Annotated in this window: 11 protein-coding genes and 3 pseudogenes; 3 read left to right on the top strand and 11 right to left on the bottom strand. The window is 34.7% G+C overall.

What is annotated here, in order from left to right:
- Nucleotides 1-106 precede the first annotated feature (106 nt).
- Nucleotides 107-406: pseudogene (locus V7K89_RS11880) on the top strand (transposase); the annotation flags it as partial.
- Between the two features lie 53 nt (nucleotides 407-459).
- Here V7K89_RS11880 and V7K89_RS11875 read toward each other — a convergent pair.
- The gene (locus V7K89_RS11875; protein ID WP_335187318.1) at nucleotides 460-612 is read right to left on the bottom strand and encodes a hypothetical protein; all 153 of its coding nucleotides are present in this window, start codon (nucleotides 610-612) and stop codon (nucleotides 460-462) included.
- Here V7K89_RS11875 and V7K89_RS11870 point away from each other — a divergent pair.
- Nucleotides 599-883: pseudogene (locus V7K89_RS11870) on the top strand (IS701 family transposase); the annotation flags it as partial. The gene V7K89_RS11875 and the pseudogene V7K89_RS11870 sit on opposite strands and share 14 nt — an antisense overlap.
- Nucleotides 884-989: 106 nt before the next feature.
- Nucleotides 990-1,450 (top strand): annotated as a pseudogene (locus tag V7K89_RS35865) (IS630 family transposase).
- A gap of 195 nt (nucleotides 1,451-1,645) precedes the next feature.
- Here the strand turns inward: V7K89_RS35865 and V7K89_RS11855 are convergent.
- From V7K89_RS11855 to V7K89_RS11810, 10 genes are all read right to left on the bottom strand, one after another.
- The gene (locus tag V7K89_RS11855) at nucleotides 1,646-2,470 is read right to left on the bottom strand and encodes a WecB/TagA/CpsF family glycosyltransferase (protein WP_335187314.1); all 825 of its coding nucleotides are present in this window, start codon (nucleotides 2,468-2,470) and stop codon (nucleotides 1,646-1,648) included.
- A gap of 143 nt (nucleotides 2,471-2,613) precedes the next feature.
- On the bottom strand, nucleotides 2,614-3,765 hold the full coding sequence (locus tag V7K89_RS11850) for a glycosyltransferase family 4 protein (protein WP_335187312.1): 1,152 nt from the start codon (nucleotides 3,763-3,765) through the stop codon (nucleotides 2,614-2,616).
- A gap of 107 nt (nucleotides 3,766-3,872) precedes the next feature.
- Nucleotides 3,873-4,766, bottom strand: coding sequence for a glycosyltransferase family 2 protein (locus tag V7K89_RS11845; RefSeq protein WP_335187310.1), 894 nt, complete (start codon nucleotides 4,764-4,766; stop codon nucleotides 3,873-3,875).
- Nucleotides 4,767-4,893: 127 nt separating this feature from the next.
- The gene (locus tag V7K89_RS11840) at nucleotides 4,894-5,910 is read right to left on the bottom strand and encodes a hypothetical protein (protein ID WP_335187308.1); all 1,017 of its coding nucleotides are present in this window, start codon (nucleotides 5,908-5,910) and stop codon (nucleotides 4,894-4,896) included.
- Nucleotides 5,911-5,934: 24 nt separating this feature from the next.
- On the bottom strand, nucleotides 5,935-7,206 hold the full coding sequence (locus V7K89_RS11835) for a glycosyltransferase family 4 protein (protein ID WP_335187306.1): 1,272 nt from the start codon (nucleotides 7,204-7,206) through the stop codon (nucleotides 5,935-5,937).
- 48 nt (nucleotides 7,207-7,254) lie between these two features.
- Nucleotides 7,255-8,484: an O-antigen ligase family protein gene (locus V7K89_RS11830; RefSeq protein ID WP_335187304.1), complete on the bottom strand. Its 1,230-nt coding sequence runs from the start codon at nucleotides 8,482-8,484 to the stop codon at nucleotides 7,255-7,257.
- Between the two features lie 18 nt (nucleotides 8,485-8,502).
- Nucleotides 8,503-9,426 carry a glycosyltransferase family 2 protein gene (locus tag V7K89_RS11825; RefSeq protein ID WP_335187302.1) on the bottom strand — a complete coding sequence of 308 codons (924 nt, stop codon included), beginning with the start codon at nucleotides 9,424-9,426 and terminating at the stop codon, nucleotides 8,503-8,505.
- Nucleotides 9,427-9,454: 28 nt separating this feature from the next.
- Nucleotides 9,455-10,777 (bottom strand): flippase, encoded by a 1,323-nt coding sequence (locus V7K89_RS11820; RefSeq protein WP_335187300.1) that lies wholly within the window; start codon nucleotides 10,775-10,777, stop codon nucleotides 9,455-9,457.
- Nucleotides 10,778-10,894: 117 nt separating this feature from the next.
- Nucleotides 10,895-11,848 carry a glycosyltransferase family 2 protein gene (locus tag V7K89_RS11815; protein WP_335187298.1) on the bottom strand — a complete coding sequence of 318 codons (954 nt, stop codon included), beginning with the start codon at nucleotides 11,846-11,848 and terminating at the stop codon, nucleotides 10,895-10,897.
- Between the two features lie 70 nt (nucleotides 11,849-11,918).
- Entirely contained in the window at nucleotides 11,919-14,123 is a 2,205-nt protein-coding gene (locus V7K89_RS11810) for a GumC family protein (protein ID WP_335187296.1), read from the bottom strand.
- Nucleotides 14,124-15,037 lie beyond the last annotated feature (914 nt).

The raw sequence follows: 15,037 nt of genomic DNA, 5'->3' as shown, positions 1-15,037 counted from the left end.
ATTTCTAGCTGATATATCCCTGACATTGTTCATCCTTCATCTGGTTTATTCTTATTCTCTCATCTGTAGTCCAATTTTAGAGAATTGGTATTAATTACTCCATTAAACGAGTGAAGGTTCGTGTAATCAATTAGTTTTTCAGAAATGGCTCCAAGAAAAACTTTTACCTGAACTCAAATCAGTACAGACAGTTATTTTAAATAATGCCACTTTCCACAAATCTCAGAAAATTGGTGAATTAATTGAATCTGTCGGGTATGAACTTGAGTATTTCCCACCATACTCTCCTGATTTCAACGATATTGAACATTATTGGTTTCCGATAAAAAACCGAGTCAGAAAATCAGTTGATACTATTGAAAATTTTCGGGAGAGAGTTGATACGGCCATCCGTTTAACGTCCTAACCTATACTTCGATTGCTATACCTCACTATACCAGGAACTGGTATATCCCTCTTTTAAGAAACCGTATTTGCTTGAGGCTGAGGAATGAGTTCAAAACCTAAAGCTAGAGCCTTTTTTTGCAGGTTATTGATAACTCGTTCTTGGTAACGTTGTTCATAATAATCCATGCCAATATCTTGATAGTTACCTCTTTTCTCACAAGCCACTGATATTGACTATTTTATCATCAATGTTTCTTCATCAATTGTCACACCACAATGGATAGTTGATACTTATGCTTCAAGAAATTGGGTAGAAGTTTTTTATAGAGAAGCCAAAGGTTGGTTAAGGCTAAAAGAGTATCAAGTCTGAGAGAAAAGAAGTCTACTTCGACATTTTATTTTAGGTTTTTGTGCTTATACTTTTATTTTTTGGCATCAGATTACAGGAGGCTTGAGACGCAGGTGGGCAAGCAAACCTTTAAACACCTTTACTGAAGATACATAACAGCAACAACGATACAGAGCAAGTCCGAACTTATATATGCAAGTATTGGGAGAAAGTCAAAAATATTGACCCTGAACAGCTAGTATTTTTGGATGAAATGGGGGTGTTGCTAGGGTTGACTCGAACTCATACCCGTTCACCCAAGGGAAGACGGGTCTACGATTTAACTCCCTTTTATCGAGGTGAAAAAGTGACTGTTATTGGCGCTATTACTTTAAAAAAAGTAGTGGCAGTAATGACCCTAAATGGTTCGATGATTCCCAAGCTTTTGAAGTCTTTATTGAACAGTTTTTAGTTCCCCAATTATGGTTGGGTGCAGTGATCGTGATGGAAAGACGACCTGCCCATAAACTGTCGAGTATTGAACCGTTAATTCAATCTGTTGGAGCTAACGTTCTGAATTTATCCCCCTATCCTCCTGACTTTAATTCTATTGAATTGTGGTGGTCACAACTGAAAGCCTTCTTACGTCAATTTTCCCCAAAAACTAGCAAAATAGTTGATGTTTTATTAACAACTGCTATCGATTTACTCGCTCTTGAGCATTTACGAAATTGATTTACCTATTGTTGTTATTGTATTGCATGAACCTGGAATAGGCTGTAAGCAAAATAATTGGAGATATTTTTCGCTATTCACGATTATGAAAGTTGAATAAGACTTACTGACTAATTAATCATTAAACCTTAGTACAACATTTCATAAATTCGTGACGAATTGAGCGACCTACTGATAAGACTTTGAGAGACTTGATCAAGCTACGAGCTTGTGAAATTTCGTACTTAGAAATACCAGCAGGTTATTTTTTTTTCGTTTACTTGAGATACTCCAAATTTCTCGTAAAAATAATGTGCCAACAAACCAAGGCTCAAGTAAGTAACGTCTCCAAAGCCTTTTCGGTTCAGATAACAAGCGATACAACCATTCTAACCCCACCTTTCCCATCCAGCGAGGAGGAGTAGGTATTGCTCCTGCTATATAGTCCATACAGGCTCCACTAGTCAAAATGGTGTTGGTATGAAGATGTTCAAGATTTTCATAAACCCAATACTCTTGGCGTGGCATACCCATTCCCACCATTAATATATGAGGTTTGTAAGCATTAATTGCAGCTACAGTGGCAAGATTTTCTTGACTATCTTTATTTATATCAATATAGCCATGAGCGCAAGCAATCTGTAAATTAGGAAATTTCTGGCATAAAATATTTGCTGCTTTTTGAGCAACTCCTGGCTTTGAACCTAAATAGAATACACGCCAGCCTTTAGTAGCAGCTTCTGCCATCAGAGGCCATACCCAGTCAGCATAGGTTACTCTTTGTTCACGTTTAATTGGAAAACCCAACAGCTTTCCAATAAATACTAAAGGCATACTATCAATATGGGTATATTCTGCCTTGGAATAAAAAGCTTGCATTTTTAGCTCGTTATGGAAGAGATAAAGACTATGTAAGTTATGATTAGCAATAATCCATTTTTCATCCCGTTCAATAGATTCTTCAATCAATAAATTTAAGTCAAGGATAGAGAGTGCATCCACTTGAGCACCAATAACTTTAAAAGAAAATCGCTTTTTCATATTTTGTTTTATTTTGATAAATATGAGATGTTATCTCAATATAAAGGTGAGTATTGTAAAATTAATTAGTAATATTTCAGTACTTCAGGATTGAAATATTGAAATAGCTAAGTTTTTTAGTTAAAATTATTCTCTAAATATAACTAAAAAGCGCTTGTTTTCATGAGGATTTCCGCGATATTCTGTGCTCTGGCATTCCAGGAATACTTTTCTGTAATTAGAGTATATGCTGTCTCTACAAGTGATTGATATTTATCGAGATTTGAAGCAGCATCAAGTATTGTGTTAGCGACATCTTCGCTAGAGTATCCTGTTACTAACAGATGTTCTAAGTGGTGAAATTCTTCTAAACCTCGCAAGCCTTCTGATGTTGATACAACTAATTTTCTACTAGCAAAATAATCTAATGCTTTATTGCGAGCACCACCTGCTACTGCTTGTTTTGAAAATGGCAACAAAGCAATATCTGCATATTTCAGATGGGCGACAAAATCTTCTCTTTTAGGTAAAAAGCCTAAAAAAGAAATGTTAGAAGGTATTGGTTCTGAAATATCACTACTATCCCTACCAATGATAACAAAATGTATTTTTTCTTGATGGCTTTCAAGGGATTGAGCAACCTCAAGAGTCATTGATACAGACATATCATTAGTTGGAAATTGAAATGTTTTGGGAGCAATAATAACTACTATTTTAGCTGGTCTGAATGCTTTATAGGGGTCTTTATCTGGAAAAACTTCAGTATTGAGTAAGTCTTCAGTCACTCCATTCCCGATAGAATAAATTTGCTGTGGAGTTTTTCCATACCAATGGGAAATTAGTTTAGGAATTGATTCACCTGCTGCAATAATTGGACTACCAGAGAATATTAAAATTCCCTGAGCAATATATGTCTTAATACATTGTGCAAACTCTTTAAAAGGATTAGCAACTGAAAACAAGCGCATCCAGTATTCATAAGGCGAAAATGTATGAAAATCTAAGACAAGAGAGGATCTACTGTGTTTTCTAAGCTTTAGTGAAACTAAAGCAGCCAATCCAGGTAGTGTTTCTTGAGCATACACAATATCTGGACAAAACTCGTCGATGCACTTTTCTATGGATTGAATATATGACTTCAAGCTTCTTGATCTAATAGAAAGAGAAGGTGCATAATTAACAGATGAACAATCTAAACCTAGCTGAAAAACATCAAAGTGTTGAGTAAGATATTGTCCTAGATAAAAAGGTCTGGTGAATGCACCAAATGGTTGACTAGAATCGAGAGTTGAGACAATCAGTAAGCGTTTACCCATAAAATGATTGCTGATTATTATTTTATAGTTTGAAACTAAATTTATCAAAATATTAAGATAGTTATAAGTTATCCAAATATTATCTAGTAATGACTATCATGCAAGTATTAAACTTCTGATTTGGTTTGATTAATATCCTCAGAAAATGTAGGAGAAATTGCCAAATCTTTATAACCAATAATTGCTCTAATATAGGGTAAAAACCAGTAAAATATCCAGAATGGTCCAGAGTGTCTGCTACAAAATATAGTCCATGATTTCAATGGAAATCCTTTAATTTGTAGTACTTTTTTCAAGCGTTCTGATAGATTTAAACTGGTATCTGCCCAACTATTGTGAATAGAATTTTTAGTGCAAGTACCAATATACCCAGGAGCTACCCATATTTTACAACCTAATTTACGCGCTCTTAGGGCATAATCTAAATCTCCTAAACTATGAACAAAAGCTGTATCAATATTGCCAACTTTGGCGGCAACACTTTTAGGGATTAGCACGCAGTTACCATACATAGCATCGCATTTTTGAATAACGGAACTTGGTTGTAAAAACTCAAACTTATTAGAATACCACTTTTTAGATTTTACTGCTCCTCCATAGGTAGCTTTTCCTGTAATTGAGTCTTTAGTTGAACCAACTACAATTGAGTCTAAATAACCAAGTTCTGTCAAACTTTGATGAACCTGTAATAGTTTACTCACAGCATTGGCTTCTAGAAATGTGTCATCATTCAACCATAGATAATAATCATGTTGATATTTTATTGCCTCACTAAAAGCGAGATGCATTCCTCCGACCCAAAATAAATTGCCATTACCTTGAAGAATTTGTACTTCTGGATATTCTGCTTTAACAGCTTCTGTAGTACCATCAGAACTCCCATCATCAGTTAAATAAATATCACAATGATTTTTTTGCTGATATAAAGCGTTTAGACAGGCAAGAGTTGTATTCCGTCTGTTATAACATGTCATAATTACAGCTAAATTTGCTTTATTCATTTCATTTACCTCATATAATATGTGCAAAAATGATTGATTCAAGTAATAAACTTATACGCAACTTTGACAGATTATCTTCATAATCTAAATCATCAAATTTTTACCTTTCATATATTGTTATATAAATTTAAAATTTAACTCTCTTCTCTATCCAAGCACTGAAATTAATATCTAAATTAAAGCTTTTTAATTTTTGTTCCATTCTTCTAACTTTCAACAGATATCGATGCCACACTGATACACGAGGCATATTAAGTCTGACAACCTCTTCACTTAACCATTGATATTTATTTGAATTACTATTAAAGTTTTTCAATTTTTTTATTTGTCCATTCCAATCATTATAAAAAAATAAATTGAAATAATGAATGGATATAATATCATCCCAATGTTTAATTTGCATTTCTTTTGATAAACGGTTATGTAAAGGTAATGGATAACTATACTTAGGAGGAAGATGTTCAACGTTTTCTTCCAAGGCACATAAAGTTACTGACAAAACAGACTGCTCAACAAAATAAATACCTTGGGGAGGAGTAATATCCAAGCGCATTACTTTTTCAAAGTTCTCTTTCCAAGTTGTAAATATACCCGCACTCCTTCTTACAGCAACCAAACCTGAATTCCAGTAGGCTCTAATTCTTTTATTACCAATTGGTGTGTCAATAAATAGCTCACGCTTTACTCCCAGTACTTCATATAGTTTTTGCCAATACCATTCTTGAGGATCTTGCAGACCTGTAGAACCAATTCCTTGACCATATTCAGGACGCATCCGTACATTACAATCTACTGGCAATAAAAATTCTTTTGGTTCAGAAAAAAAGCATTTATCACTGTCTAAAAAAACCAATATTTCTGCATCAACATTTTGTTCTGCATAGGCGCAAACTAAGGGTTTATTGGCTAAATAATATTTATGAAATTCTCGATTGATTGGAATTTGTTGATGAATCACCTGCAATGCTTCAAACGCTTGTTGGGTTTGCTTTAATATCGGTTCACCCACTCTAGGATGAAAACTATATATAGGTGTATTTTTCAATTCGCCGCAGAACTTACGAATACTTTCTGCAAGCATCAAAGATTGACCTTCTAAACGACCAGGTTCTGTACAAATTATAAAAGCTATAGGTATTGACATATTATGAAGTATTGATTTACTAAGTTAATTACTCAATGAAGATTTGTTTGCTCTCATCAATATTTCCTGAAACAAGGCTGAATAACGACGCGCTTGAAGTTCCAGAGTGAATTCTTTATCGGCTTTAGCACGAGCATAAAATGACAGTTTTTGCAACCTCTGTTCATTTTTAAGAACCCAGGCAATGCCTTTGGCAAAATCTTCAACTTCATAAGGTTTAGCCAAATAGCCGTTCTGCTGATGATCAACAATATCTTTTAAGCCAGTAGAATTAAACGCCACAACTGGAGTACCACAAGCGAATGATTCCGAAGCTGTCTGTCCAAAAGATTCTTGAAGAGACGGTACAAGCATTACGTCAGCTGCTGAGTAAACAGTTGCTAAAGATATAGAATCATGTAAGTGTCCCAAATAGTGGCTTTTGAAGCCTAAATCAGGTGGGTTTTCAGGTTGAGATGCTCCAAAAATTACAACTTCCAAGTCATCCTTCCAGCCAGATTTACTTAATTCTTGTAAAGCTGGTTGCAACAAATGAAATCCTTTATTTCTATCGCTTGTTGCTTCTATCGCTCCAAAGAGTATCAGCTTTTTATCTTGAGGTAGATTAAGTGCTTCTCGTGCAAAATGTTGATTGATCGGTCGATATTTTTGAGTATCTAGTCCGTGGGGAATTACCTCGATTCGCAAATTCTGGAATAAAGAACTTGAATGAGCGCACTCTGCTAACCAAGAACTTGGTGAAACCAGAGTTAAATTTAAATTTTTCCAAGCTTTTACTTTGCGCTGCCATACCCAACGGGATAAATCCCATTCATTACCACTGTTGAGTTGAGGACAAGCCCCACAGAATACTTTGTAGCGATCGCATTCTCCAGTAACGTGACACCCTCCAGTAAACCCCCACATATCATGGAGAGTCCAAACTAGAGGACGCTTCAGTTTGGCAAAGGTTTCTATTTGCATAAAACCTCCGCTAATCCAATGCAGATTGATTATATCTGGATTAATCTGAGTAATTTTAGGAATAACTCTATCTGGTAACCATTGAGTAAAAAATGGAGTATTTTTCTTTTGCTGATAAAGCTTTAATGGCAAACTTTCAACTGTCAACTTTGCCTTAGCAATGCCTTGAAACAGTCTAATTTTAGGTGCAATTACTGTTTTATCATTACTATATTTTTCCTGAACTAACATTTGTGACTGTAGTCCTATATGCTGTAAACCTGTGTGTAAACGATATGCAGCCCTCGCTGCACCGCCACTAATATCATGGGTACTAATATGTAAAATTTTCATTTTTATTCACTTAATAATTACTAAAACTATTTTTGATTTTTATAAGAACTAATTGAATAAAATATTTTTACGATTTTGTTGATATTCAACAGTCAAAGATAATGATGTGGTGACATACATTAACCAATTCCAGCTAGGAGTTAATAATCTGGCTTCTGAAAAATTAACTATGACTATGATAAGTAGCATCTGCATTGGCCAATAATCTTCCGGTTTTTTAGCGACAGAAATAATTCGAGTCAATGCCATTACAAAAAACCGGACAAAACCTGCTGCAAAAGTCAAAAAACCTAATAATCCCAATTCTAACAATAATTCTAAAAAACCATTATGGGCATTGCTTGCCCAATCATAAGTAGCTCTTAATTTAGATGCAGCATTACTAGTCCAAAATCCCGAAAATCCATAACCTAACCAAGGTCTTTCCAAAATTTTGGAAATCACTAGCTCCCAGAGGTCAGAACGTCCATTGAAGGTAAGGTCTTTACCAGAAGTACCAACTACAGTTTCGGCATTATTGAGAAGTAATATTGAAAAAATCATCAGGAACATCAAAGTTGAAGTAATCATAATAAATTGTAATTTATAATTAGTTTTCTTTAGGGATCTGTAGAAAGGTAAAAGTAATATCATTGTCAACAAAATTGTTAAAGATGTTGTTGAACGTGAGAAGATAATTAGACATATAGAGATTCCACATAATACCCACATCAACCAGCGATATCGATGACCACTAAGAGCAAGGTGCAAAAAAACTCCTGCACTCCAAGCCATCATGTAACCTAATTCATTTTTATGACCATAAATTCCACTCCACATACCTAGTAATTCAGGTGATTCGTGAATATAACCTGGTACGAATGTAGAAAATAGCATAGATAATGATGCAGCTACGCCAAGTGCCCAAGCTATCAGCTTAATTTGTTCCTTAAGCGGATAACGCATTGCTAAATAGATTGCAAGAAAATATATTCGGATTAAACCTCTTAAATAAGTAAGACTAGAACTTAGATCTTCTGACCATAAAAGAGAAAATATAACTATTGCTAGTAAAAAAAACTGTAATGGACTTCTAGTGATTACAAAAATAAAACCTTTCCAGTATAAAATTAGAAAATAAAGTAGGATTAAATATGAAACTATATTGAATAAAGTATCTAGTTTATCGCCTCCAAGTGTAGACATGGAAACTTCTTGTGCGGGGTGTATTGTTAATGCACCTACAGCAATCAGTAATAGCAAGATAGTTAATATTTTCTCTGTTAATTTTACTTTCATTTTTGAGATTTAATTTATCTATTTTTTTATTGAATAATTCAATCTTTTCTTCACTTCCTCTTTAAAAATGTCCAGTGCAGTTGCTTTATAGACTGTTTTCTGTGTAAAATTATCTGCCTCTACATTCCTAACAATAAATGGTGGATATTTTAAAGGAAATTCCATTGCCTGCATGGACATATTGATGAAGGAAAATCCTTGATTTGAAGTGAAATGAGTTGCGTCTGTACCAACACCAACATTAGAGATTAAATTGACATTGGGAATAATACTTAAGCTTCCCTGCATCCAACAAGCAAATGTCCATTGGTAATCCCAGGTTATACCTGTAGGATTATCATAAACAGACTGAAATATTCGTTGCCAAGAATTTACTGCTTTTTGGTCTATAAGAATGTCATGTAAAAGATTTTCTGCTTGCACCTCTTTCCAGAGTTTGATAGTCAAATCATAATGTTGCCAAGCACGCCTCCAACTTGCCCAACCCCAGCAGTGGTTGTAGCGAGAAAAATAGTAACTGTAATTTGTACGTTTTTGTCCAAGTTGAAGATTTTGAGCAGAGATTGTGGCGATTCTGGTATCATCTCTATATTTTTCCAGCAATTCTTGACTAAATCTAAAAAAAGTTGGGTGAGGGATACAATCATCTTCTAAAATAATTGTCTCCTCAACATTATTAAAGACCCAATCTAAACCACTTGATACCCGCTGTGCACAACCTAAGTTGTTCTCAGAATAATTCTTTATTACTTCGCAATCCCAATCAACTCTCTCAATAATTGCCCTAGTCAATTTGCATTTTTCTGCCTCACCTTCGCGGTCAGTGCGGGGTCCATCTGCAATTACAAAAAGTTTTGTTGGCTGGGCTTGGCGAATAGCTTCAAAGACTTTCTCTGTTGTTTGTGGACGTTTAAAAATAATAAAAGTTACAGGTGTTTGCATAAGAGTAATAAAAGTTAAATAATAACGCTCAATATTTATAAAAATGAATAAGTGATTGCACCTGAATTTTAAAAAGCTTTTGTGTTCTTGAATCAAATGCGTTGCATATAAAAGCAGCAGATGCTTGAGATATTATTGTTGCGATCGCAGCTCCAAGTCCTGCATATTTAGGAATAAGCAATAAATTGAGAATAATGTTTAGTATTGCCCCAAATAAAGTCTTACCTAAAGAAACGTGGTTTAAACCTTCAGCAATAAACCAAGGTGATGTTGCAAGACCCATAAATACAAACAAAGAAGTCCAAATATGAACTGCTAATATTGCTCCTGCCTGTGCATATCCACTTCCAAATATCACTATAATTATCTTGTCAGATAAAAAGGACATTGGAAGAGCAATTCCTAAAGATATACATGTCATTAGACTGAGTAATTGTCCTATTCGCTGATAGTAAAGACCTTCTGATTTTTCCTTTGCTGCATAAATTACCGGAGCAACAGAGGAAACAATAGCGCCTGGAATAAAATACCAAATTTCAGAAATACGCACAGCAGCAGAATAAACTCCAACCTCACTATCTCCGATCATTTGACCTAACATTACCTGATCTATTCTCATAAAAATCATGATGGCGAACCCCGAAAAAATTAGAGGTAAACTCTCTTTCATAAGAGTTTTGCTTCTGCCAAAACTCCAATGCCATAACCACAATGAAGACCCTTTGACCTGGTAAACAATCAGTAAGCCAATTGCACTCATTACAAATTCTGCTAATGTTACCAAAGCAAAAGCTAGCAATGGTGCTTTTATTAAAATTAGTGTGATTTTGATGACAGTATTTAGCAGAAACGCCGTGTTTTTAGCGATTACAGTGTATTTTGACTGCACCTGTGATTGAAACCACAGTTCAATAGTATCAGATGCCCTAAAAATTCCTACTACTCCTAAAATTGTAACTAGCCATATCTTTAGTGCTTCATGCTCACCTAAGAAAAACATTGTGCTAACTGCCAATAAAACAGAAGCAATTCCACCCAAAAATTTTAGCCAAAAAGTAGTTCCTAGAATTTCCTCTTTGTTTGATGATTGACGTACAAGATGGCGAATTACTACGTCGTCTAGTCCGAGAGTAAAAATTGGGCTAAATAAGGCAACAAAAGCTAAAGCATAGTTAAATAGACCATACTGTTGTACTCCTAAATAACGTGCTACCCATACTCCTACAACTAAGCTTGCACCCATGCGTAGAATGCGGTCAGCAAATAACCAACCTGTATTAGCAATAATTGCACGCAGCCCAGAACGAGATTTAAATTTTGAGAAGTTTATAAGTTTTAATTTACTTAACATTATTTTTATAAATTAATCATCTAACATTTTTTATACCTATCAATCTTACTGGTGCAAACTTTTCATTTTATCAAATACAGAATAAAGTTTATTTCAGTAACTCACATTATTTATCACCTACAAATATTTTAATTTTCCACTAATCAGAATTTTCAGAAAATAGCTAAATAAGAAAATAATTCCCTTTATTTTCCAATAAAAACTATGCTCGAATAAAAATATTATTTTTAAATAAGTAATAAAATCTTGATATTTTGGGCATGGTATTGTTTGTAGCTCATTGATAGATGTGAAAGCTAATAATAATGGGTAGCTAAAATTGTTTTTTTGCAGAATGTAATTAAATAGAGAATTGCGTTTCCAGAATCTTTTATATTCATAGTTTTGGTCTATATTTAAAAAGTTATTATTATGATACTGATTATTCTCATGTATTCTATACATCACTAAAGCTTTAGACATATAAAACTTTTTAGCCCCTACCAAAGAAGCTCCCCATACCAAACAGTCATCAGCTCTTACACGCCAATCTTCTATATTTGGAATAGGTAAGAATTTTCTGACTATCTCTCTACGTATTGATAATGTTGAAGTTATGGAACCAATCCATTCCCCATTATATAAAGTTCTAATTACTGAATAACCCAAATCTAAATCAACTGTATCGTCTTGAAATGTTCTTTGTACTGCTCCAAATTTTTTATACGCACAAAATATAAAATCACATTCACTGCGTCTATTATAAAAATTTAAGGCATTTTCTAAATACTGAGGTTCATAAATATCATCAGCATCTAAAAAAAATATAATGTCACCTGTAGCAGCTAAAAAACCTTCATTAAAAGATGATAATTGTCCTTGATTTTTTTCTTTAAAGATAGATTTAATATTAGTTTCTCGAGTAAATTTATTGATAACTTCCGCAGAATTATCTGTGGATGCGTCATCAACAATGATAATCTCATCAAATTTAACTGTCTGATTTAAAACGCTATTAATTGCCTCACAGAGAAATTCAGCATAATTGTAATTATTAATTAAGCAGGAAGTTTTAATTTTAGTTTTATTCATTATTCCTATAGTCAAAAAATTTGGTTTAGATGGTTGTAGTGATGGTAGCTTTCACAATTTTTAAAAAAACTTAACGCTCTTTGCGAAATTTAGTTAAGCTGCTAGATACCAAATCTTGTTCAATTTGCAGTTTTTTAGTGTCATAAAAATAATTATTAGGTTCATTTTTAGCATTCACACCATTGATGATTATCCCTAATACCTTCTGACCTGACTGAGTTAAAAACTCTTTAGCTGCATTTGCACTGTTCAAGTCAACCACTCCAGGACGAACGACTAATAAGATACCGTCAGTCAAGGTGCTTAAAACAGCAGCATCTGCTATTCCTGAAAGCGGAGGAGTATCAAAAATTACAAGATCATACTCTCTCCCAAAGTTATTAATTAATGTTGCCATACGTTGAGAATCTAGCATTGCCACTGGATTGGGGGGCAAAACTCCAGAAGTAAGAACTTCCAGATTAGGCATTACTTCCTGAACAACTGTATCTAAAGAAGCTTGGTTAGTTATGACATTACTTAGTCCGATTGTATTTGTTAGCCCCCAGATATGATGCTGTATGGGATGACGCATATCTGCATCCACCAATAACACCCTACGCCCCGCCTGAGCCATAGTCACAGCTAAATTTGCAGATACGTCAGACTTTCCTTCTTTGGCAACGGAACTTGTAATTACAATGCTTTTGAGCGGTTTATCGGAACAGAGAAACTTTAAGTTCACTTGTAGTATTTGATATGCATTACCAACAGGGAAGTAAGGAATATCTCTGCCAATAATTTTGGGAATAGCTCTATCCAGTCCTGCTATAGAAGAGTGATCCTTACCATTTCTACCTTGTGTAGGAATTACTCCCAAAACACTGTATCTCAAGACATCTTTGGCTTCTTTGACAGTCTTCACCGAGCGGTCTATCAAGTCTAAAGTAAAGGCAACAATGATACCTAAGAAGAAACCAACTCCTGCTCCACCAACAATAAACAGCACTTTCCGAGGCCCTTCTGCTTTATCAGGGATTAAAGCATAGGAAATGACACGAGCATTAGGAATTTTTTGGTTCTGTGCAATATCAATCTCTTGGCGTTTCTTTAAGAGTGTTTCGTAAGTTGTTTGAGCTGCTTGTAGTTTTCGTTCTAGCTCTCGTTGACTCTGTTCTAACCTTGGCAAATTATTTGCTCGTTTGATGTAGGCATTTTGCTGTTGTTTGAGTGTGGCGATTTGTCTCTCCAGACCAACGCGTTCTGCTTGAGCACGAGTAATATCTGCAATTAGGCTTTGTCTCAGTTGTCCAACCTGTAAACTTCCCTGTGTTATCTGCGTTTTACCTGCTACTTGTCCTGTTCGCTCTTTTAGCAAGTTGTTAAGAGCTGCGACTTTTTCTTCTAAGCTAGTAATTGTAGGGTGTTCAGGTGAAAAACGGGTACGCTCTAGTGCAAGTTGGCTTTCTGTTTCTTGAAGTTGGGCTAGCACTTTCTGAACTCCAGGTGCTTGACTCAATTCAGATTCGATTACACCTTGCCGTGAATCTACCTGAGCTTCACTGCTTAATTGTTCTAGACGACCTTTCACATCATCTAGTTGAGCTAAAGCTTGAGAAATTTGGTTTCCTAACTTAGAAATTGTATCAACTGCTGCGGTTGCTTCTTGTTGCAGGACAACAACTTTATTCGTTTCTTTAAATAGACGCAGTTTTGATTCGGCTCTTCTGACAACTTCCTCAGCTTTAGGTACTTCCGTTACGAGAACCTGTTTGGCTGTCCGCGCTTCATTCTGATTAGCCTTGATATTTAGATCGATATAACTGTCAATAACTTCATTGACGATTTTGGCAGCTAGTTCCGGATCGCCACCTTTATAAGAAAGTTGTACAACATCAGTGCCTTTAATTCCTTCTATTTTTAGTTGTTTTGCCAAGTCGGGAATCGAGAGCAGTTTGCCTTGATTATCTTTAAGGTTGAGGGAATTAATCGTTTTCTCAATTACTGGATTTGATCCAATAACTCTCACTTGAGTTTCCAAGGGATTGTCGTTCACATTCAAAGCTTCTAGGCGTCCTATGTCATCCGATAAGCCCGTGAGTGAGGAAGAGCGATTTGTTTTAATCATCAAACTTCCTTCTGCCTTGTATGAAGGTTTTAGTGAAAATGCATACAGGCATCCAAGGCTAACAGATATGGCAAAAATTCCAACTAGGGGTAGCCAACGCCGTTGAAGAACTTCTAAGTATTTCTGAATATTTACTTCTTCAAAACTTGGTAAAGATTCCATCGTCATAGATATATACAAACTTTTATAAAAAAGATTATTTACTTACAGCAGATTGTTCTTAGTATTTTGCCCACAGTAGCGCTGTAATCTACTTTGCAATAGTAATCTTCTTCGTTGATTGTCAGCTAATACCTTTTTGCTGAAGTTGTTAAATATCTGAAGTTAACTAATAGTTTTGCAAATTGCAATTTTAAGTCAGATTGATATTTTCCTGACAGCAACAACAAGATAATTCACAATTTTTTCTTTAATTTAGTGGCTTTCCATTTTTAGAACTTAATTTTGGTTAATTTAGTTTTGTGTTACTACTAATGCAAGTATTGATTTGTAAGTTAGCAATCACTATCATATTATGTGAGAACACTGAATTCGATAACTTTACAAAAAATTTATACAAAAGACTAATATGTTCGCTGTCAATTTGGTGATTTTAAAACGACGAAAGGAGTTAATTGCTTCAGGGAAATAAATAGAACAATTGTGCCACTCTATAAGCAATTGAAGCACTTCAGAGATAGACTTTGTACAGTGAAAAGAGAGACCTATAAAGACTTGATGGATGTTTACTTCAGCTGCTTCCAAACTTTTAGTAACAATTAATTCTGACTCTGAATATGGTCAATTTTAGTAATAATACGGAGCTGGTAATCATAAAATTGTATTGTTTGAGTATTGAGTCTGTAATAACTCGCAATCAGTTTATGCCCAGTCTGGTGAAAGACTTTTTTATTTATATGGCTTGAGGTATGAAAATTACAACGTGCTTGTCCTTGGGTTTTTTATATGTCAGTATTTTAGATTTACCCGTAAATTTTCAATTACCTAATCCCTCTTTTGTTACTACGGGGAGAGTAGAATCAGGAAGAAAAACTGAAACAGTAAGTAACTCTGATGGTTAGGCAGCGCTCTTAAGCAGTAAA

Source organism: Nostoc sp., from assembly GCF_036917515.1.
Lineage (GTDB): Bacteria > Cyanobacteriota > Cyanobacteriia > Cyanobacteriales > Nostocaceae > Nostoc.
Note: the sequence above shows the minus strand (reverse complement) of the source record. Positions and strands in the feature narration are given on the sequence as shown.

What these genes read in the sequence shown, in the direction of transcription:
- V7K89_RS11810 (WP_335187296.1), bottom strand. Translation starts at nt 14,123, where the DNA reads ATGACGATGGAATCTTTACCAAGTTTTGAAGAAGTAAATATTCAGAAA.
- V7K89_RS11835 (WP_335187306.1), bottom strand. Translation starts at nt 7,206, where the DNA reads ATGAAAATTTTACATATTAGTACCCATGATATTAGTGGCGGTGCAGCG.
- V7K89_RS11830 (WP_335187304.1), bottom strand. Translation starts at nt 8,484, where the DNA reads ATGAAAGTAAAATTAACAGAGAAAATATTAACTATCTTGCTATTACTG.
- V7K89_RS11820 (WP_335187300.1), bottom strand. Translation starts at nt 10,777, where the DNA reads ATGTTAAGTAAATTAAAACTTATAAACTTCTCAAAATTTAAATCTCGT.
- V7K89_RS11855 (WP_335187314.1), bottom strand. Translation starts at nt 2,470, where the DNA reads ATGAAAAAGCGATTTTCTTTTAAAGTTATTGGTGCTCAAGTGGATGCA.
- V7K89_RS11840 (WP_335187308.1), bottom strand. Translation starts at nt 5,910, where the DNA reads ATGTCAATACCTATAGCTTTTATAATTTGTACAGAACCTGGTCGTTTA.
- V7K89_RS11850 (WP_335187312.1), bottom strand. Translation starts at nt 3,765, where the DNA reads ATGGGTAAACGCTTACTGATTGTCTCAACTCTCGATTCTAGTCAACCA.
- V7K89_RS11845 (WP_335187310.1), bottom strand. Translation starts at nt 4,766, where the DNA reads ATGAATAAAGCAAATTTAGCTGTAATTATGACATGTTATAACAGACGG.
- V7K89_RS11825 (WP_335187302.1), bottom strand. Translation starts at nt 9,426, where the DNA reads ATGCAAACACCTGTAACTTTTATTATTTTTAAACGTCCACAAACAACA.
- V7K89_RS11815 (WP_335187298.1), bottom strand. Translation starts at nt 11,848, where the DNA reads ATGAATAAAACTAAAATTAAAACTTCCTGCTTAATTAATAATTACAAT.